This window comes from Mesorhizobium atlanticum, assembly GCF_003289965.1.
Classification (GTDB): domain Bacteria; phylum Pseudomonadota; class Alphaproteobacteria; order Rhizobiales; family Rhizobiaceae; genus Mesorhizobium; species Mesorhizobium atlanticum.
This window is the reverse complement of the sequence record NZ_QMBQ01000001.1, coordinates 529685-548199: the sequence shown is the minus strand read 5'-3', so window position 1 is coordinate 548199 and position 18515 is coordinate 529685. Positions and strand designations below refer to the sequence as shown.

General features: G+C 64.0%; 15 protein-coding genes and 1 tRNA gene. 11 read left to right on the top strand and 5 right to left on the bottom strand.

Annotation, left to right across the window (positions count from 1 at the left end; all coding sequences use genetic code 11):
- The first annotated feature begins 9 nt into the window (after positions 1-9).
- A complete protein-coding gene (gene bglA / locus DPM35_RS03000) occupies positions 10-1665 on the top strand; it encodes a beta-galactosidase BglA (RefSeq protein ID WP_112125817.1) in 1656 nt (551 codons plus the stop codon).
- A 7-nt stretch (positions 1666-1672) separates the two neighbouring features.
- Here the strand turns inward: bglA and DPM35_RS02995 are convergent, their stop codons facing one another.
- A complete protein-coding gene (locus DPM35_RS02995; RefSeq protein ID WP_245431407.1) occupies positions 1673-3415 on the bottom strand; it encodes a pilus assembly protein TadG-related protein in 1743 nt (580 codons plus the stop codon).
- A 20-nt stretch (positions 3416-3435) separates the two neighbouring features.
- A complete protein-coding gene (locus DPM35_RS02990; RefSeq protein WP_245431406.1) occupies positions 3436-3801 on the bottom strand; it encodes a TadE family protein in 366 nt (121 codons plus the stop codon).
- A 375-nt stretch (positions 3802-4176) separates the two neighbouring features.
- Between DPM35_RS02990 and DPM35_RS02985 the strand changes: the two genes are divergently transcribed.
- From DPM35_RS02985 to DPM35_RS02970, 4 genes are all read left to right on the top strand, one after another.
- On the top strand, positions 4177-5769 hold the full coding sequence (locus tag DPM35_RS02985) for a peptide ABC transporter substrate-binding protein (protein ID WP_112125814.1): 1593 nt from the start codon (positions 4177-4179) through the stop codon (positions 5767-5769).
- 177 nt (positions 5770-5946) lie between these two features.
- A complete protein-coding gene (locus DPM35_RS02980) occupies positions 5947-6870 on the top strand; it encodes an ABC transporter permease subunit (protein WP_112125813.1) in 924 nt (307 codons plus the stop codon).
- On the top strand, positions 6863-7987 hold the full coding sequence (locus DPM35_RS02975) for an ABC transporter permease (RefSeq protein ID WP_112125812.1): 1125 nt from the start codon (positions 6863-6865) through the stop codon (positions 7985-7987). The genes DPM35_RS02980 and DPM35_RS02975 overlap by 8 nt, the downstream gene beginning before the upstream one ends.
- Position 7988: 1 nt before the next feature.
- Entirely contained in the window at positions 7989-9608 is a 1620-nt protein-coding gene (locus DPM35_RS02970) for an ABC transporter ATP-binding protein (RefSeq protein ID WP_112125811.1), read from the top strand.
- A gap of 28 nt (positions 9609-9636) precedes the next feature.
- On the opposite strand, the gene DPM35_RS02965 is transcribed toward DPM35_RS02970, so the two are convergent.
- Positions 9637-9966, bottom strand: a complete 330-nt coding sequence (locus DPM35_RS02965; protein WP_112125810.1) for a hypothetical protein — start codon at positions 9964-9966, stop codon at positions 9637-9639.
- A 262-nt stretch (positions 9967-10228) separates the two neighbouring features.
- Here DPM35_RS02965 and DPM35_RS02960 point away from each other — a divergent pair, with 262 nt between their 5' ends.
- The 6 genes from DPM35_RS02960 (at position 10229) to DPM35_RS02935 (ending at position 17900) form a co-directional block, all read left to right on the top strand.
- Positions 10229-12670 carry a hybrid sensor histidine kinase/response regulator gene (locus DPM35_RS02960; RefSeq protein WP_112125809.1) on the top strand — a complete coding sequence of 814 codons (2442 nt, stop codon included), beginning with the start codon at positions 10229-10231 and terminating at the stop codon, positions 12668-12670.
- Positions 12671-12675: 5 nt separating this feature from the next.
- Entirely contained in the window at positions 12676-13068 is a 393-nt protein-coding gene (locus tag DPM35_RS02955; protein WP_112125808.1) for a response regulator, read from the top strand.
- A gap of 224 nt (positions 13069-13292) precedes the next feature.
- Positions 13293-13685 carry a response regulator transcription factor gene (locus tag DPM35_RS02950; protein ID WP_112125807.1) on the top strand — a complete coding sequence of 131 codons (393 nt, stop codon included), beginning with the start codon at positions 13293-13295 and terminating at the stop codon, positions 13683-13685.
- Positions 13685-15436 carry a YaiO family outer membrane beta-barrel protein gene (locus tag DPM35_RS02945; RefSeq protein ID WP_112125806.1) on the top strand — a complete coding sequence of 584 codons (1752 nt, stop codon included), beginning with the start codon at positions 13685-13687 and terminating at the stop codon, positions 15434-15436. Before DPM35_RS02950 ends, DPM35_RS02945 begins: the two co-directional genes overlap by 1 nt.
- Positions 15437-15438: 2 nt before the next feature.
- On the top strand, positions 15439-16476 hold the full coding sequence (locus tag DPM35_RS02940) for a HEAT repeat domain-containing protein (RefSeq protein ID WP_112125805.1): 1038 nt from the start codon (positions 15439-15441) through the stop codon (positions 16474-16476).
- Positions 16473-17900, top strand: a complete 1428-nt coding sequence (locus DPM35_RS02935; protein ID WP_181591897.1) for a glycosyltransferase family 2 protein — start codon at positions 16473-16475, stop codon at positions 17898-17900. The genes DPM35_RS02940 and DPM35_RS02935 overlap by 4 nt, the downstream gene beginning before the upstream one ends.
- A 27-nt stretch (positions 17901-17927) precedes the next feature.
- Here DPM35_RS02935 and DPM35_RS02930 read toward each other — a convergent pair whose 3' ends face one another.
- Together DPM35_RS02930 and DPM35_RS02925 are read right to left on the bottom strand one after the other, a co-directional pair.
- Entirely contained in the window at positions 17928-18251 is a 324-nt protein-coding gene (locus DPM35_RS02930; protein WP_181591896.1) for an Hpt domain-containing protein, read from the bottom strand.
- Positions 18252-18326: 75 nt separating this feature from the next.
- Positions 18327-18403 (bottom strand) — tRNA-Pro (locus DPM35_RS02925).
- Positions 18404-18515 lie beyond the last annotated feature (112 nt).

Below are 18515 nucleotides of genomic sequence, written 5' to 3'. Positions count from 1 at the left end.
GGGGCCGTAATGACCGATGGCAATGCTGGACAGGGTGCACAATGGTGGCGCGGCTGCGTCATCTATCAGGTCTATCCGCGCTCCTTCCAGGACACGACCGGCAACGGCAGTGGCGACCTCAAGGGCATCACCGCGCGGCTCGCCCATATCGCGTCGCTCGGCGTCGACGCGGTCTGGCTCTCGCCCTTCTTCAAGTCGCCTATGGCCGATATGGGTTATGACGTGTCCGACTACCGCGACGTCGATCCGATGTTCGGAACACTGGAGGATTTCGACGCGCTGGTTGCCGAGGCGCATCGGCTCGGCCTGAAGCTCATCATCGACCAGGTGATCTCGCATTCTTCCGACAAGCACGAATGGTTCGCCGAAAGCCGCGCCAGCCGCGACAACGCCAAGGCTGGCTGGTACGTCTGGGCCGATGCGAAGCCGGACGGCAGCGCGCCCAACAATTGGCAATCGCTGTTCGGCGGCCCCGCCTGGGAGTGGGACGCCACCCGCCGGCAGTACTACATGCACAATTTCCTGGCCGCGCAGCCGGATTTGAACTTTCACAACCCGGATGTTCAGGACGCGCTTTTGGACACCGTGCGCTTCTGGCTGGAACGTGGCGTCGACGGTTTCCGGCTGGACACCGTCAACTACTATGTCCACGACCGTTGGCTGCGCGACAACCCGCCCTTGGCCGCGAGTGTTGCCGGCACCAACGGCTCGACCAGCACTTACGGGTTCCAGGAGCATCTTTTCGACAAGACGCGGCCCGAGAACCTCGACTTCCTGAAACGCTTCCGCGCGCTTCTCGACGAGTATCCGGACCGCGCCGCGGTCGGCGAGGTGGGTGACGAGGAGCGTTCGCTGCAGACGCTCGCCGCCTATGTCTCCGGCGGCGACAAATTGCAGATGTGCTACACTTTCGACCTGCTCAGTCCGCAATTTTCGGCTGCCCATGTACGCGGCTGCGTGGAGGCGTTCGAGACGACCGCACCGGACGGCTGGGTCTGCTGGGCCTTCTCCAACCATGACGTCGTGCGCCACGTCAGCCGCTGGACACGGCCCGGCGAGAGTCCGGACGCGATGGCCAAATTCTCGATCGCGCTGCTGTCATGCCTGCGCGGCTCGATCTGCCTCTACCAGGGCGAGGAACTGGGGCTGGAGGAAGCCGAACTCGCCTATGAGGATCTGCGTGATCCCGTCGGCATCCGCTTCTGGCCGGGCGTGAAGGGCAGGGACGGTTGCCGCACGCCGATGGTCTGGCAGGCAGAGGCGGAAAATGCCGGTTTCTCGACGGCCAGGCCCTGGCTGCCGGTGCCGCTGGCGCATCGCGGCCGCGCGGTCGACATTCAGGATGGCGAGGGCGGCTCCGTGCTCGCGGCCTATCGTTCGATCCTTGCTTTGCGCAAGCGTCATCCGGCGCTGATCGACGGCTCGATCCGTTTTCTCGAGGCCGAGGGTGATGTGCTGGCCTTCATCCGCCAGCAGCAGGACGAAAGATTGCTGTGCGTCTTCAATTTCGCCGCGGAACCGGCGAGTTGGGCGCTGCCGGCCGAGATCGGGGATGTCGAGATAACGCCTCTTGCCGTTGATGTCGCCGGCGTTCTTGGCGGTGTCGTCGAGGAGAGTGCGTTGGCGTTGCCGCCCCTGGGCAGTTTCGTTGCAAGGATTGGCTGATAGCGGCCTACTGGACGAGCACCGAACGCCCGCATGTCGCGCCGGTTACGCGCACATCGGCCTCGCCGACATGGACGCCCAGAGCCCCAAGCACATTGTAGACCAGGTCGTCGACCGGCGCGGTCACGCCGTTGAACAGCGTCGTCACCGCCGGCTTGACCGCGCCGAGCAGGGCGGTCACGTCGAGGCCGAGCCCCAGCGCGTTGACCGACAGCGACAGGTTGTTGACCAGCGATGTCGTCAGCGACTGCGTCAGGTTCTTCGTCGACACCGTCTTGATCGCCTTGTTGGCGATGTCGGTAGCGTTGAAGGTCAGGTTGGTCGGCGCCATGTTGGTGATCGAAAAGGCCGATGATCCTTTGATCTGCAGCAGGTTGAGGTTGATCAGCAACAGCTTGAGGCTGACATCCGCGATCTCAGCGTCGGAGAAGGATTGCGGCTTGGTGAAGTCCGCGAAACCGCTGGCGCTGCTGTCGGCCAGATGAGCCTCGACGACTCCCGGTTGCGCGGCGATCGAAACCTTCATGCTGGAGGGGCCGGTTGGGCAGTTTATATCGGTCAGCTTGGCCTCGGCATAGGCGACCTCGATATTGAGCGGCAGGTTGACGGCAAGCAGATTGATGCCGCCGCCGAGATTGGAATTGCCGACGGTGACGCTGGCATTGAGTTTGATGCGCGTCTGCGCCGTGCGCACCACGGTGCCGGCTTCTCCCACCGCCAGCCAGGCCGAATTCTGCATCGGCTCGCCGATGGCTATCGAAAGCGTCGTCGATGTCAGCCCCGGTATGGTGGCGCCAAGATTGACCGCGACCTGGTTCGTGCCGTTGGCCAGAGCGGCCGCCGCGGTGAGCATGCTGAGCGCGCTGGCATCGACAGACAGCCCGGCGGGTTTCTGTCCAAGGCCAAGGCTGCCCACCGAGCCAAGGTCGACGAGAGTGCTGAGCGGAATCTTGACGTTATTGGTGGCGCTGGAAGCCAGGGTCTGCAGGGCGATCTTGGCCGTGTGGTCGAGCCCGGGCACGTTGGCCATGGCGGTGGCGATCTGGCCGATCGTTGCCTTGGAGGCGAGCACGTCGGAATAGCTCACGCCGGTCAGGTGCAATTGCGTCGCCAGCGCATCGGTGAACGAAAGAACGTCGACATCGGCCGACACCAGTGAATTGTAATCCATCACGCTGAGCGAGATGTTGCCGCCGAGAAGGCCGCCGAGAAGCGCGTTGAGAATGCCGCCATTGAGACTGGCAAGCCGCGAGCCGACCGAGAAAGCCGCTTGTGGCTGCGCGCTGGCGATTGCCGCCGTGCCTAGCGTGGGCGGCGCCATGATCGACCCGGCGAAATAGAGCGTGCCTTGCTTCTTCAGCGACACCTGCACGGCATTGTAGGGCAGCTTCCCCGCCTCGAACCGGCTACCGGTGGCAATGGTGCTGACGCCCGTGTAGCGCCCCGGCACGATCTGGACGACCGCCTTGGTGGCGGTTGGCGCCACGTTGGCGCCTTGTTGCTGCACCGCGACCGAGGTGATGCCGTTGTCGGCGAGGGTCGTCAGCACCGCCTGCCGGGCATTGGTGATGTTCGAGGCCGCGGTGATGGCGGCGAGGTCGACGATCGACTGCGCGGCGCGGCGTTCATTGTAAAGTGAGCCCTCGTCGATCGCGAAGGCGGTCAGTGCCAGCGCCACCGGCGTGCACAGCGCCGTCATGACGGCGAAATTCGCGCTACGGTCGGCCAGCAGCCTCCGCGTGGCAGCCATCAATCCCCCCTTGATGGACATCATATGCCTCCGACGCGGATCGTCGACTGGCGATGTATCGTCGTGCCTGGCAGGGGCAATGTCTTGAACAGGTTCCAGATCGGCAGGTTGCGCGCATCGTAGGTGACCGAGACGACGAACTGGCTGCCATCGGCGACACTGTCTTGTGCGTTGACGGTCAGCTTGTTGGGGTCGACGAACGGATAGCCGGAGACGTCGTGAGCAATGAAATCGGTGACCAGTGCCTGCCGTTCGGTCTGGTTGAGGCCGGCGATCGCTGTTCGCGCCGCATCGGCGGCGATCTGTTGCACCGAGTGGCTGGCGCCGAAATAGATTCCGTATGCAACCATGCCGAGCAGAAGCAGGATGAAGATCGGCGCAAGCATGGCGAATTCGATCGCCGACGTGCCCGTGGCGTCTGCCCGGAAACAAGACCAAGAGACAAGGAATTTTCGGTTTTTCAGCATGTTGCGGAGAATGCCAAACCCTGCCTGCAAAAACAGAAAACGCGTCGAACAACCGGCAGGTGTGCCAAGTTGAAGTAAGGTTTATAATATTAGATTTTGCTGTTTTAGCGTGGTGACGCTCACTTTGCGTCAAGCAGGCCAATGGTTGAAATAAGATTTCGCTCTGTCTAGTCTCCTGCCACGAGCAGCCGGAAGGGACCGGCGGCAACGCCTGTAAGGGGCCGTTTCAACGGTCCCAGGCGTCAACACTTAAAAAAGGCGCGGCTGAGGGGCTTCGCCGACAGGGAGAACTTCATGCTGAAAAACATGCTGAAGGCGACGGCGTTCGCCACCACCTTGGCTCTGGCCACGGGCTCCTTCTACACCCATGCTTTCGCCGAAACCGTCTACAACCGCGGCGCCGCCGCGGAGGCGGAGACAGTCGATCCGCACAAGACGTCGACGACCTACGAGGCCGATATCATACGCGACCTGTTCCAGGGTCTCGTCATGCATGACCAGAAGACGAACCTCATTCCGGGCGCCGCCGAAAGCTGGACGGTGTCCGACGACGGCACCGTCTACACCTTCAAGCTGCGCAAGGACGGCCTCTGGTCGGACGGCAGCCCGGTGACGGCGGACGACTTCGTCTATTCGTTCCACCGGCTCGAAGATCCGGCCACCGCTGCGGAATACGCCTCGATGCTCTATCCGGTGAAGGGCGCCGAGGACTTCAACACCAAGAAAGGCAAGGCCGAGGACATGGGCGTGAAGGCGATCGACGCCAACACGCTTGAAGTCACGCTGAAGGCTCCGACGCCCTACTTCCTGGAGATGCTGACCCACCAGGCGACCTATCCGGTCAACAAGGCTTCCATGGACAAGCTCGGCGCCGACTGGATCAAGCCGGGCAAGCTGGTTTCGAACGGCGCCTACACGCTGGCTGAGTGGGTTCCCAACGACCATATGAAATTGGTCAAGAACCCGAAGTTCTGGGACGCCGCGAGCGTCAAGCTCGACGTGGTCAACTACATCCCGACCGAGGATCGCTCGTCGGCGATGAAGCGCTTCGAGGCCGGCGAGCTTGACAGCTATGGTGACCTGCCGACCGAACAGCTCGCCGATCTCAAGACCAAATTCGGTGATCAGGTCCGTGTCGGGCCATATCTCGGCACCTATTATTTTGCGATCAAGACCGACAAGGCGCCTTGGGACAATGTCGAGCTGCGCAACGCCATCTCGATGGCAATCGATCGCGACTTCCTCGCCGAGAAGGTCTGGCAAAACTCCATGCTGCCCGGCTATTCGATGGTGCCTCCGGGCATCGAAGGCTACACGCCGGCGTTGGCCAAATACGCCGACACGCCGCAGATCGACCGCGAGGACGAGGCCAAGAAGATCCTGGAGAAGCTCGGCTATACGCCTGAGCATCCGCTGAAGATGGAGATCCGCTACAACACCTCGGAGAACCACAAGAACACGGCGGTCGCCATCCAGGAACAGCTGAAGCCGCTCGGCGTCGAGGTGACGCTGCTCAACACCGACACCAAGACCCACTATGCCTTCCTCGAGCAGAAGGGCAACTACGACGTGGCCCGCGCCGCCTGGATCGCCGACTACAAGGATCCGGAGACCTTCCTCGGCATCTCGCGCAAGGCTAGCGGCAACAACTACTCGAACTACAACAGCCCGGCCTATGAAGCCGCGATGGACAAGGCTGCCGCCGCCGGCGGCAAGCCGGAAGAGCGTATGAAGGACCTCGCTGAGGCCGAGCGCATCCTCATCGACGACGTTGGCGCGATCCCGCTGCTCTACTACAGCTACCACGACATCGTGTCCTCGAAGCTGCATGGCTTCGACGACAATGTGATGGACATTCATCCGTCCCGCTTCATCTCCAAGGACTGAAAAGCAACCTTGGCCGTGCCGCCGCTCCCCCTTTTTTGGGAGCGGCGGTCACGGTCTGTCGTCGTGCCGGGCCGAAAGTCGGGTTGGATTTTCGAGCATCCCGGTGCGAAGATCAGAGATGCCAGCGCGCCACGATCTCGTCTGGAGAGCGGTCGCTTTGGCTGAAGCGGGGCGCCGATGCTGCGTTATGTCTTCCGGCGGCTGTTGACCGCCATCCCGACGCTGTTCGTCATCGTGACGGTGGCATTCTTCCTGATCCGCGTCGCGCCTGGCGGCCCGTTCAACCAGGAACGGGGCTTGAGCCCCGAGATCAGGGCCAATCTCGAAGCCCAGTTCGGCCTCAACGATCCGCTCTGGCTGCAATATGTCCACTATCTCGGCAATCTTTTGCGCGGCAGTTTCGGCCCGAGCTACAACCTGCCGGATTTCACCGTCACCGAGCTCTTCGCCAAGGGCCTGCCGATCTCCGTTCAGCTCGGCACGTCGGCATTGGTGCTGGCGCTGGTTGTGGGCTCGATCCTTGGCACGATCGCGGCGCTCAACCAGAACAAAATCGCCGACTATTCGGTGATCGCCTTGGCAACCGCCGGCAGCACCATTCCGACCTTCGTCATCGCGCCGGTGATCCAGCTCGTCTTCGGGCTGTCCTGGAAGCTTTTGCCGATCGGCGGCTGGGGCGACGGCGCCTTGATCAACAAGGTCGGCCCGGTGCTGACGCTGGCCTTGCCGCAGATCGCCATCGTCGCGCGTCTGATGCGCGGCTCGATGATCGAGAGCCTGCGATCGCACCATATCCGCACCGCCCGCGCGCTCGGCCTCTCCGACTGGTCGGTGGTGGTCAAGCACGCGCTGCGCGGCGCCGTGCTGCCGATCGTCTCCTTCACCGGCCCGGCGGCCGCGGCCCTGCTCACCGGCTCGATCATCGTCGAGACCATCTTCTCCATCCCCGGGGTCGGCCGCTACTTCGTCGATGCAGCGCTCAACCGCGACTACACGCTGGTCATGGGAACCGTGGTGGTGATCGCGCTCTTCACCATCGTCTTCAACCTGATCGTCGACCTGCTCTATGCGGTCGTCGACCCGAGGGTGCGCTATGACTGACCTCGCCGTCGCCGTGCCCGAGCCGATCGTCGGCCGCTCGCTCTGGGGCAATGCCTGGGCGCGGCTGAAGCGCAACCGCGCCGCCATGTTCAGCCTCTATTACCTGGCCTTCATCGCCGTCATCAGCTTGTTCGGCCCAATGGTCGTGCCGCACGAATACACAACCATCTACGGCGACTATGTGCGCATGCCGCCGAGCCTCTCGGCCTATCCGAAGCCCGACATGATCCAGGGCGCTCTTACCGATGCCATCAAGCGCATGCGCGCCGACATCAAGGAATGGCACCAGGACGGCAACCGCGTCATCGTCACCGTCACCTCGACCAGGCCGATCGACGATCGCAACATCCGCTATCTCGACCGTTCCGACGCCTTCGACGACACCAGGATCGAGAACAAGTCGCCCGATGGCCGCGAAGTGACGATGAGCTCGGCCGTGAAGCAGCAATATTTCTTCTTCGGCACCGACAACACCGGCCGCGACCTGCTTTCTCGAACACTGATGGCCGGGCGCATTTCGCTCGCCATCGGCCTGCTTGCCGGCGTCGTCGCCGGTGTCATCGGCGTCATCTACGGCGCGACGGCCGGCTTTGCCGGCGGCAGGGTCGACGAGGTGATGATGCGCATCGTCGACGTGCTCTATTCGCTGCCCTTCATCTTCTTCGTCATCATGCTGGTTGTGTTCTTCGGCCGCAACTTCGTGCTGATGTTCCTGGCGGTGGGCGCTGTGCTGTGGCTCGACATGGCCCGCATCGTGCGCGGCCAGGCGCTGTCGATACGCAGGCAGGAATATGTCCAGGCGGCGGAGGCCATGGGTGTCGGCCAGCGCGGCATCCTGCTGCGCCATGTCATCCCCAACCTGCTTGGCCCGGTCGTCATCTACATGACGCTCTTGGTGCCGCAGGTCATCATCCTGGAGAGCTTCCTCTCTTTCCTGGGCCTCGGCGTGCAGGAGCCGATGACCAGTTGGGGCGTGCTGATCTCGGTCGGCGCCAAGAATATCGGCTACGCCAACTGGCTGCTTCTGTTCCCGGCCTTCTTCCTCGTCTCGACGCTGTTCGCGCTGAATTTCGTCGGCGACGGCCTGCGCGACGCGCTCGACCCGAAGGATCGCTGAGATGACCGCTTCCGAAACGATCCTCAGCGTCAAGGACCTGCGCGTTCGCTTCCAGACCCTCGACGGCACCGTCGAGGCCGTGAAGGGCATCAACATCAAGGTCAATGCCGGCGAGACGGTTGCGGTCGTCGGCGAATCCGGCTCCGGCAAGAGCCAGACGATGATGGCGGCGATGAGCCTGCTGTCCTCCAACGGCGAGGCGACCGGCCAGGTCGACTATCGCGGGCAGAACCTTCTGACGATGACCAAGGGCGAGCTCAACAAGGTGCGCGGCCGCAAGATCAGCATGATCTTCCAGGAGCCGATGACCTCGCTCGACCCGCTCTACACCATCGGCAACCAGCTGATGGAGCCGATCCGCCGGCACCGCGGGCTTTCCGGGGCGGCGGCGCGGGAAGAAGCGCTGAAGCTCTTAAAGCTGGTGCATATTCCCGATCCCGAGCGGCGCATGAAATCCTATCCGCATGAAATGTCGGGCGGCCAGCGCCAGCGCGTCATGATCGCCATGGCTTTGGCCAACGATCCCGACATCCTGATCGCCGACGAGCCGACAACGGCGCTCGACGTCACCATTCAGGCGCAGATCCTGATGCTGCTTGCCGAGTTGCAGCGCAAGCTCGGCATGGCGATCGTCTTCATCACCCACGACCTCGGCATCGTGCGCCGCTTCGCCGACCGCGTTTATGTCATGCGCCAGGGCGAAGTGGTGGAGGAGGGCGCGGCGGAAGCGCTGTTCGTCAATCCGCAGCACGCCTACACCAAAATGCTGCTCGCGGCCGAGCCGACCGGCAGCAAGGCAGCGCCGCCGGCCAACGCACCGGTGCTGCTCGAGGGCCGCAATGTCGAGGTCGTCTTCAAGATCGGCGGCGGCTTTCTCGGCGGCGAGCCGCTGATGTTGCGCGCCGTGGACAAGATATCGGTCCGGCTGAAGCGCAACCAGACGATCGGGATCGTGGGGGAATCCGGTTCGGGCAAGTCGACGCTCGGCCGCGCGCTGCTCAGACTCTTGCCCAGCGACGGGGTCATCCGCTTCGGCGACCGCGACATCTCAGAAGCCGACCGCCAGGCGATGCGGCCGCTGAGGCGCGAATTGCAGCTTGTCTTCCAGGATCCGTTCGGCTCGCTGTCGCCGCGCATGACCGTCGGCCAGGTGATCACCGAGGGCCTTCTGGTGCATGAGCCCTCGCTGACCGGCAAGCAGCGCGACCAGCGCGCCGTCGAGGCGCTGCGCGAGGTCGGCCTCGATCCCAACGCCCGCAATCGGTATCCGCACGAATTCTCCGGCGGCCAGCGCCAGCGCATCGCCATTGCCCGCGCCATGATCCTGAAGCCGAAAGTGGTGGTGCTGGACGAGCCGACCTCGGCGCTCGACCGTTCGGTGCAGAAGCAGATCGTCGAATTGCTGCGCAAGCTGCAGGCCGACCACGAACTGTCCTACCTCTTCATCAGCCACGACCTCGCGGTGGTGCGCGCCATGGCCGACTACATCATCGTCATGAAGCAGGGAAAGATCGTCGAGGAAGGCCCGACGCAGGAGATCTTCGACAATCCGCGCGAGGCCTACACGCAGACGCTGATGAACGCGGCGATAGATTCGACACGATTCCGCGTCAGCGCTTGAGGCCGGGCGAGCCCGACCGGGCGCCGGCTCACTGCGCGGAGGGGCACCGTTGCTTTCTGGCCGTGACGATCGCTTGCTGCTGTTGCTGCAGCCGTTCGATCCGGGCGGTTTCGCGATTGGCGACCACCGTCTTCACACGTTCGCCGCCGAGCAGCCAGATCGGCACGCTGGTGCTGGCGACCTTGCCGCGGGCGATTGCGGTGCGTGAAATATCCGTGGCGGTGTCGCCCACCGCATTGTTGAGCTCGGCGCAATTCATCTTGTCGTATTTCGCCGGGCTGATCGACGCCGCGGTCGACGAGCAGCCTGCCGCCAGAAGCAGCGTCGCGATCGAGATGGCTGTTCGCCTAAATGTCATTTTCTCATTTAGCCGTTCTGCTGGGGCCGCGCTCAGTCGAACCCGGACGAAACGCTATTAGGACAAAGTAAGGGCCGGCTGTCGAGCCCATGGATGGCGGCAGCCGTTTCGGCTGCCTGTTCGATGCGGAACCGCCTGCACGGGAGTTGATCGATCTTCGCTTCGGAGTGCCATCGTGCGGCGCGGATGAATTCAGCTCAGGGCTCTTTAGACCTCGGATAGACTTTGCCGGTATTGATCGGGGAAAGGGAGCAGGAAAGTCATGACCGAAATCTGGCGCTCACTCCTCGCTAATCTTGCCCTGGTCTCCATCCTGATCGTTGCCTGGGACCTCGTGGCGGATTTTACCGGACGCCTTCCACGGCTGATACAGTCGCTGCTTCTCGGCGTGGTCATGTGCGCTGGCTCGGTCATCTCCATGGCAACGGCTTTGTCCGTCTCGGGCTTCGTCGTCGATCTGCGTGCCGCATTCATTGGCGCTGCTGCCTTCTTCGGCGGATGGCCGGCGATGTTCGTCGCGACCGCCGGCTCCATCGCCTACCGCGCCTATCTTGGCGGGCAGGGCGCGAGTGCAGGCATCATGGGCATCCTGATCACGGCCGTCGTCGGGCTGGCTTGGCACCATGTCGTTGCGGTCCGCTCGCGTACCATGCTCGATATATTCGGCCTCGGCGTGACGGTGGCGCTTGCCGGGCTGATCACGCTCGTGGTCATCCCTCAGCAGGTCCTCGCGGGCTTCGTTCAGCAGAGCACGCTTCCTTCCCTCGTGTTCCGGTTTCTCGGCACCTTCATCATCGGCGTGCTGCTCGACCGGCAGCAGAGGCGCCGCGATCTCGCCATGTCCAACATGATCTACCGCGCCATGGTCCGCGAGCTGCCGGATTGCCTCAACGTGAAGGACGCCGCCGGCCGCTTTGTCGTTGCAAACCCAGCGACCGCCGAAATGATGCGCGCCGCCTCGGCCGAGGACCTGATCGGCAAGACGGATTTCGATTTCTATCCGAAGGATGTGGCCGAGCGTTTCAGGCAGGATGAAAAAGGCGCGCTGGAGACGGGGCAGACGTCGCGCATCGATCAGCCCGCGCGATTCCCGGACGGCAGCGAGGGCTGGCTCTATACGTTGAAGGCTCCCTTCCGCGACGAGACCGGCGAGATCGTCGGCGTCATCACTTACAATCGCGACATCACCGAGCAGAAGCGCAACGCCGAGCTCAAGAACGACTTCATCTCGACCGTCAGCCACGAGCTGCGCACGCCGCTGACGTCGATCCGCGGCTCACTCGGGCTGATCGCGGCGGGCGTAGCGGGCGAATTGCCGGCCAAGGCGGCCAATCTCGTCAACATCGCCCACAACAACAGCGAGAGGCTGGTCCTTCTCATCAATGACATCCTCGACATGGAGAAGATCGAATCGGGCGTCATCAGCTTCAAGATCAAGCAGATGCCCGTGCGCCCGGTCCTGGAGCAGGCCATCGCCGCAAGCTCCAATTACATGGCCGAGAGCAGGATACGCATCGTCCTGGTCGACGACGCGCCGCGCGTCGAGGCCAATATCGACCCGGACCGTCTGCACCAGGTGATGGCGAACCTGCTGTCCAATGCGATCAAGTTCTCCGAGCACGGCGGCACAGTGATGGTGAAGCTGCAGCGCCGTGACGGCGGCATGCTGCGCGTCTCAGTGATCGATCAGGGCGCCGGCATTCCCGAAGCATTCCGCAGCCGCATATTCGGCAAGTTCGAGCAGGCCGACGCGTCCAGCACCCGCAGGAAGGGAGGAACGGGTCTGGGCTTGAGCATCGTCAAAACCATCGTCGAAAAGCTGGGCGGCGCTGTTTCCTTCGAAACGGAGGAAGGCAAGGGAACGTCGTTTCATGTTGACCTTGCCGAAGCGCATAGGCAGGAGGCGAAACCGGTTTTCGTCGAGCGTCGGTCGAAGAAGCGCGATCGCCGCTTGCGTGTCCTGATCTGCGAGGACGAGCCCGATGTCGCCGCGGTGATCGCCGCGCTTCTCGACGCGGAAGGCTTCTCCAGCGATGTCGCCCCCGACATCGACACCGCCAAGGCCCTCCTCAGCTCCCGCGATTATGTGGCGCTGACGCTTGACATCAAGCTGGCGGGGGAATCGGGCATCAAGCTCTTCCATGATATCAGGGCGTCGAAGGTCAATTCCGACATCTCGGTCATCGTCATCTCCGCCGTCGCCGACGAGGCCAGGCGTTCACTGAACGGCACCGCTGTCGGCATCGTCGACTGGCTGGAAAAGCCTGTGGATTCGAAGCGCCTTCACGCCGCCTTGGCCAAGATCGTCGGCCGTAGGGTCGAGCCGAAGCCGAAGATCCTGCATGTCGAGGACGACGAGGGCGTGCTTGCGGTGATGTCGGAAGGGCTGGGCTCGGGTGTCTCGATCACCTCGGCGAAAACGCTCAAGGACGCACGGCAGGCGATCGCGAACCACCGTTTCGATCTGGTCATCCTGGACATTGCGCTTCCCGACGGGTCGGGACTGGACCTGCTTGCCAATCTGCCGCTCGAAACAGGGGTCATCGTGTTCTCGGCGGCGGAGCTGGACGACAAGCTGGGCGATCGGGTCCAGGCGATCATGACCAAGACTAAAGCGTCGGAGATCGACGTCGCGAAGCTGGTCAGGAACATGTTGACTTCGGCCCGCGACGGCGCGGGAGCCGGCGCGCAAGCCAAGGAGTGACCCTCATGCCGGCAAGAATCCTTTATGTGGATGACGAGGACGACATCCGCGAAATCGCTCAGATGTCGCTGGAGCTTGAGCCGGAGTTCGAGGTGCGGTCCTGCGCTTCGGGCGCGGCGGCGCTGGTCGATGCGGCAGCATGGCGGCCAGACCTCATTCTGCTCGACGTGATGATGCCGGACATGGACGGGCCGGAGACGCTTAAGCGCCTGGCCGCAGCGCCGCCGACGGCTCCGATACCCGTGGTGTTCATCACCGCGCGCACCCAGACGCATGAGGTCGAACGCTATCTCGCCATGGGCGCGGTGGGTGTCATCGCGAAGCCCTTCGACCCAATGGCGCTTGCCGGTGACGTGAAGAAGCTGCTTGCCTCGCGCGCTGGCGGTCCGGTGGCCTAGCAGGGAGCGCGCCGCCAGCGGCGAAAGCCTGTCGGCAAGCCCCAACCTGGTGTTTACGCCTCCTATACCATGCGCCGATATTCATCTACTGATTGCATCGGAACGCAACCGTCGCGAATCGGCTTTATCTATGATTTGCGCGGTTTTGTCCGCATGGGACGCATTTGGCGGATGCAGGTCCATGGGTGATCACTCCGGGGGGCGACGGAACCGGAGCAGGACTGGTGGATGGAGCGAAGGCAAGAGTTCTGATCTGCGATGATGACCCGTTGTTGCTCGAACTGATGGAATTCAGGCTAAGGGCGAAGGGATACGAGGTCATCAAGGCGGTCGACGGGGCGGAGGCGCTGGAGAAGGCGCAGCAGGACGCCCCCGACGTGGTCGTGCTCGACGCGATGATGCCCAAGGCCGACGGCCTTGAAGTGCTGGCGCGCATCAAATGCGACCCGGCTTTGTCCGATACGCCGGTCATCATGTTGACTGCCCGTAAGGGCCAAAAGGACATTGTCTCGGCCTTGGACAAGGGCGCCGACGACTATCTGGTGAAGCCTTTCATTCCCGAGGAGCTTTTGGCGCGGCTGGCGCGTCTCATCGCGCGCAACAGCGGGAAGCGCTGATGCGGCGCGGACGGCGCTTGAGCTTCGCCGCATGCCTGATCCTGGCCGTTGCCGCCGCTCCGGCCGTGGCCCTCGCGCAGACAGCCGATGAGCTTTACGCCTCGGCCGTGAAAGCGAGGCAGGCGCAGCATTTCGATGAGGCCGCCGACCTCTTGAAGCGCGTGCTGGCGCTCAAGCCAGACAATGCCGACGCGCTGGTTCAGCTTGGCTTCGCCGAGCTGGGGCGCAACGACCTTCCGGCCGCGCGCGATGCTTTTTCCAAGGCGCTTTCGCTGGCTCCGAACTACAGGGATGCCACCTTCGGTATGGCCGAGGTCGAATACCGTTCCGGTAATCTGGATGCCGCGCTGCCGCTGGCCGAAACCGTCGCAAAGGCCGATCCGGCCAATACCGACGCCGCAGCCCTTGTCGAGAACATCCGCAAGGCGAAGCAGGCGGCCGTCAGCAAACCTAATGCGGCTGCCGCGGTGCCAGCGGCGGTGAAGAAACCGCATCGCCGGCCCAATCCCGTTCCCACCCTGATCCAAGAGGGCAGGCGCCTGCGCCAAGCAGGCAAGCTCCCCGAAGCGGAGAAGGTCTATCGCTGCGCCCTCAGGCTGGCGCCGAAAGACACAGACATCCTGGTCGCGCTTGGCCTTGTCGTGGGTTCCAGCCAGCGCTTCGACGAAGCCGACCATTTCTTCGACCGTGCGCTGGCCATCAAGCCCGGGCTTCTCGATGCCAGGCTGGGCAAGGTGCGCCCGGCGATCTGGCAAGGCGATACGGCGCGCGCCCGGGTGCTGGTCGACGACGTGCTGGCGACCGCGCCGGACAATGTCGAAGCGCTCGACCTCGACGGCAGGATCGCCCTGCTCGAGGCCGACTACACCCGGGCCGCGCAGTCGTTCCAGCGCGCCTTGGCGCTGGAGCCGCGGAATGCCGAGGCGCTGGTGGGGATCGGCGATGTGCGGCGCGCCGCAGGCGACGACGAGGCCGCGCGGCAGGCCTATCGTCAGGCGCTGGCCATCGAGCCGGGCTCGGCCGACATCGGGCAGAGACTGGCCGTCCCGCCGCCGCGCAAATGGCGGCTCGATGTCGGCAATGAGGTGAGCGATCTCACCAACGGGCTGGGCGACTGGACCGACAGTTCGGCCGGTCTTGCCTATCGGCTGTCGCCGCGCACGACCATTTCCGGCCACGCCCGGCTGGCGAGCCGCTTCGGCCGCACCGACGTCCAGATGGAGGGCCGCATCGACCAGGCCTTCACGCCGGCCTTTTCCGCCTATGCGCTCGCGGCAGTGACGCCGGATGCCGACTTCCTCGCTCGCTATTCGATCGGCGCCGGCGCGTCCTGGCAGGTCGTGGCGCCGGCAAAGGCGTTCGGCCCGCTCTCGCTCAATATCGACACCCGCTACGACAATTTCGCCGATACGAGCGTGACCAGCATCCAGCCTTGGATGCAGGCCTATATTCTCGACGGCCGCCTGGGCCTCTCCGCCCGCTGGGTGCATGCCGAGGACGATATCGGCACGCGGGCGAACGGCTATGTACTTCGCGCCGACCTTGCGGTGACGCCTCGCTTCAACCTCTTCGGCGGTTATGCCGACGCCCCCGAGATCGACGATGGCGCGCTGGTGCCGACGCGCACCGTCTTCGGCGGCATTTCCTTTGAGGTCAGCGATCCGCTGACGTTGCGTGCCAGCATCGCGCATGAAGAACGCCCGACCTTCGACCGCAACATTTTCGGCCTCGGCCTGACGGCGCGGTTCTGACCATGTGGTACATCTGGGACCTCTCGATACTGCTCAGCGCGCTGTCCCTGGTGATCATGCTGGTCCTGATCGCGCGCCGCCTGCTGCAGGAGCGCTGGGCCAGGGCGGCGGCCGATCAGCGGCGCCAATTGCTGACCGCGCTGATCGCCTTCACCGAAAACCGCGATCGCGAGGCCCTCAAGGCGACGGTGCTTGCCGTGCCGGCCGGCGTGGCGATCGACGCCGGCTTCGAGTTCATTTCACTGCTGCGCGGCGAGGAGAGGGACGACGTGCTTGTCGCGTTCAACGAATGCGGTTTGCCGGCCCGTGTCGCCAGGCAGCTGCGGAAGGGCAACGTCGCCGAACGCATCCACGCCGCGGAGATGCTGGCGGCGCTGGGTTGGGAGGATGCGTCGGCAAGCCTGCTGGCGGCGCTCACCCAGGACCGTTCGCGCGAAGTGAGGATCGCCGCCGCTATCGCGCTCTGCGACCTGGGCAGCCTGCCCTTGCTCGGCACCGCGCTGGATTTTATCGGCGTGGCGGGGCAGCGCTCGCGCCGACTGATCGAGCTGTTCAGGCGCTTTCCGCGTTCGCGCTTCAACGAGCTTGCGGTCCACGCATCCCGGGTGGACGCCTCGCCCTTCATCAGGGCGGCCGCGATCGACGCGCTCGCTCATGCCGGAGGTTTCGGCTTCGCCGATTTCTTCGCTGGCCTGACTGGCGATGCCGCGCCCGAAGTTGTCGCCGCCGCATTGCGGGCGCTGGGCTTGACGGGTCACGCCGAAGCGCCGGCCATCCTGAAGCGCGCGATGGCCAACGACGACTGGGACGTGCGCGCCGCCGCCGCCGAATCCGCGGGGCGCCTCGGCCTGCCCGAGCTCGCCGCGCCGCTCTCCAGGCTCATGGATGATGAGGTCTGGACCGTGCGCTACGCCGCTGCCAACGCGCTGCGCTCCTTCGGCCAGCCGGGAGAGCGGCTGTTGCGCGAGATCGCTTCCGCCGAGGTCTCGCGCAGCCAGCGCACCGCCTCACTTATCCTTGCCGAGGGGCCGGTCCTATGATCGCCGACTGGAGTCACGAGGTCGTTCTTGCCGCCACCATCCTGTCCTTGTTCATCATCGGGGCGGGGCTGGCCCAGACGACGATCTATCTCCTGCAGCTCGTCGTCGCAGGCTACGCGCTGTCAGAGCGTCCTCCGGTGGCGCGCTCGGCGCTGCTTTGGCAGCGCTATGGCGACGTCGCGCCACCGATCGCGCTGCTGGTTCCGGCCTATAACGAGGCGTTGAACGTGGTCGAGAGCGTCCATTCGATGCTCGCGCTCGAATATCCCAATTTCGAGGTGGTCGTCATCAATGATGGCTCGAAGGACGAGACGTTGCAGCGCCTGGTCGATGCCTTCAAGCTGGTGAAGTTCCAGCGGCCCTTTGAGGAGGCGCTCGCGCACCAGCCGATCCGCGGCCTCTATTCCTCGCCGATGACCGAACGGCTGTTCGTGGTCGACAAGGAGAATGGCGGCAAGGCCGACGCCCAGAATGCCGGCATCAATGTCTGCCGCGCGCCGCTCTTCTGCGTCATCGACGGCGACTCCATCCTTGAGCCGGATGCCTTGATGCGCGCCGCCCAGCCTTTCATCGACGACCCCGAGCGCACCATCGCCGTGGGCGGCACGATCCGCATCGCCAACGGTTCCAAGATCGAGGCGGGCAGGGTGCGCGAAATCCATTTGCCGCGCCGCCTGCTGCCTTTGTTTCAGGTGGTCGAATATTTGCGCGCCTTCCTCATGGCGCGACTGGCCTGGAGCAGCATCAACACGCTTATGCTTGTGTCTGGCGCTTTCGGCATGTTCCGCCGTGCGGAAGTGGTGGCGGTGGGCGGCTTCACCAAGGGTTCGATGGGCGAGGACCTCGACCTCGTCATCAAGCTGCACCGCCATATGCGCGATAAAAAGCGCAAATACCGCATCCAGTTCATTCCCGAACCAGTGTGCTGGACCGAGGCGCCGGAATCGCTGAGCGTGCTCGCCCGCCAGCGCTCGCGCTGGCAGCGCGGCGCGCTCGAATGCTTCTTCCGCTATCGCAACATGCTGTTCAATCCGCGCTACGGCCGCGTCGGCTTCCTCGGCTTCGGCCACATCCTGATCGTCGACGTGCTGGGACCGGTGGCGGAAGTGATGGGCTATATCCTGATCCCGGCCTTTTGGCTGCTCGGCATTCTCTCGGCCGAATATCTTCTCGCCTTCACCGCGCTCATCTTCACCTATGGGGTCTGCGTCAGCGTCTGCTCGCTGATCCTCGAAGAGGCCGAGCTGCAGCGCTTTCCCCGCGCCAGAGACCTCGCCGTGCTGACGGCCGCCGCCGTGATCGAGAATTTCGGCTACCGCCAGCTCAACAATTTCTGGCGCGTGAAAGGCTGGTGGCAATATCTGCGTGGCAACCAGGGCTGGGGCGAGATGACCAGGACCGGGCTCGGCGCCGCCAAGAAATAGACCTCGGCCCCCTCGGACCAAGCCCTGTCACGACAGCGTCCGCTCGATCTCCTGGATCAAGGCATCGAGCGCCGCATGCGCGCTCCCGCCATCGGCCTGCTCGACGATCAGCGTCTCCAGCGCCGATGCCCGCGCGCTGATCTCCGCAAAGCCGAATGTGCCCGCGGCGCCGGCGAGCGAGTGGGCGAGCCGGATGAGAGAGTCGTTGCCGGGGAGGGGAGTGGCCTGATGCGCGATGGTCCTCAGCTCGGCGAGCTGATCGGCGCACCTGGCGATGAAACGTTGACGCAACGGGGCGAAACGATCGTTTGCGATGAGGCTGGCTCCATTGCGAGATATGCGCGTGAGCAAGCTGGACCAGGAGGCTCAGGTCCTGTTCTGTTCTTCTGCCAGCGGCCTACTATACCGCTAACCCATTGTTTTTTCTGGTCGGAGTGGCAGGATTTGAACCTGCGACCCCCTCGTCCCGAACGAGGTGCGCTACCAGACTGCGCTACACTCCGTGACCAGACGGCGGGCTTATAGCCGCCGCTTTTCGATACTGCAAGCGGCAATGGCAGCACTTCTGTCGCATTTCGTCGGGTTTCGTCGCGCCGGTCGGGGTGGCAGCCGATT

Bases quoted from the DNA above. Each gene is read 5' to 3' on its own strand.
- DPM35_RS02985 (WP_112125814.1), top strand. From the start codon at position 4,177: ATGCTGAAAAACATGCTGAAGGCGACGGCGTTCGCCACCACCTTGGCT.
- DPM35_RS02965 (WP_112125810.1), bottom strand. From the start codon at position 9,966: ATGACATTTAGGCGAACAGCCATCTCGATCGCGACGCTGCTTCTGGCG.
- DPM35_RS02945 (WP_112125806.1), top strand. From the start codon at position 13,685: ATGCGGCGCGGACGGCGCTTGAGCTTCGCCGCATGCCTGATCCTGGCC.
- bglA (WP_112125817.1), top strand. From the start codon at position 10: ATGACCGATGGCAATGCTGGACAGGGTGCACAATGGTGGCGCGGCTGC.
- DPM35_RS02990 (WP_245431406.1), bottom strand. From the start codon at position 3,801: ATGCTTGCGCCGATCTTCATCCTGCTTCTGCTCGGCATGGTTGCATAC.
- DPM35_RS02940 (WP_112125805.1), top strand. From the start codon at position 15,439: ATGTGGTACATCTGGGACCTCTCGATACTGCTCAGCGCGCTGTCCCTG.
- DPM35_RS02955 (WP_112125808.1), top strand. From the start codon at position 12,676: ATGCCGGCAAGAATCCTTTATGTGGATGACGAGGACGACATCCGCGAA.
- DPM35_RS02980 (WP_112125813.1), top strand. From the start codon at position 5,947: ATGCTGCGTTATGTCTTCCGGCGGCTGTTGACCGCCATCCCGACGCTG.
- DPM35_RS02995 (WP_245431407.1), bottom strand. From the start codon at position 3,415: ATGGCTGCCACGCGGAGGCTGCTGGCCGACCGTAGCGCGAATTTCGCC.
- DPM35_RS02970 (WP_112125811.1), top strand. From the start codon at position 7,989: ATGACCGCTTCCGAAACGATCCTCAGCGTCAAGGACCTGCGCGTTCGC.
- DPM35_RS02935 (WP_181591897.1), top strand. From the start codon at position 16,473: ATGATCGCCGACTGGAGTCACGAGGTCGTTCTTGCCGCCACCATCCTG.
- DPM35_RS02960 (WP_112125809.1), top strand. From the start codon at position 10,229: ATGACCGAAATCTGGCGCTCACTCCTCGCTAATCTTGCCCTGGTCTCC.
- DPM35_RS02975 (WP_112125812.1), top strand. From the start codon at position 6,863: ATGACTGACCTCGCCGTCGCCGTGCCCGAGCCGATCGTCGGCCGCTCG.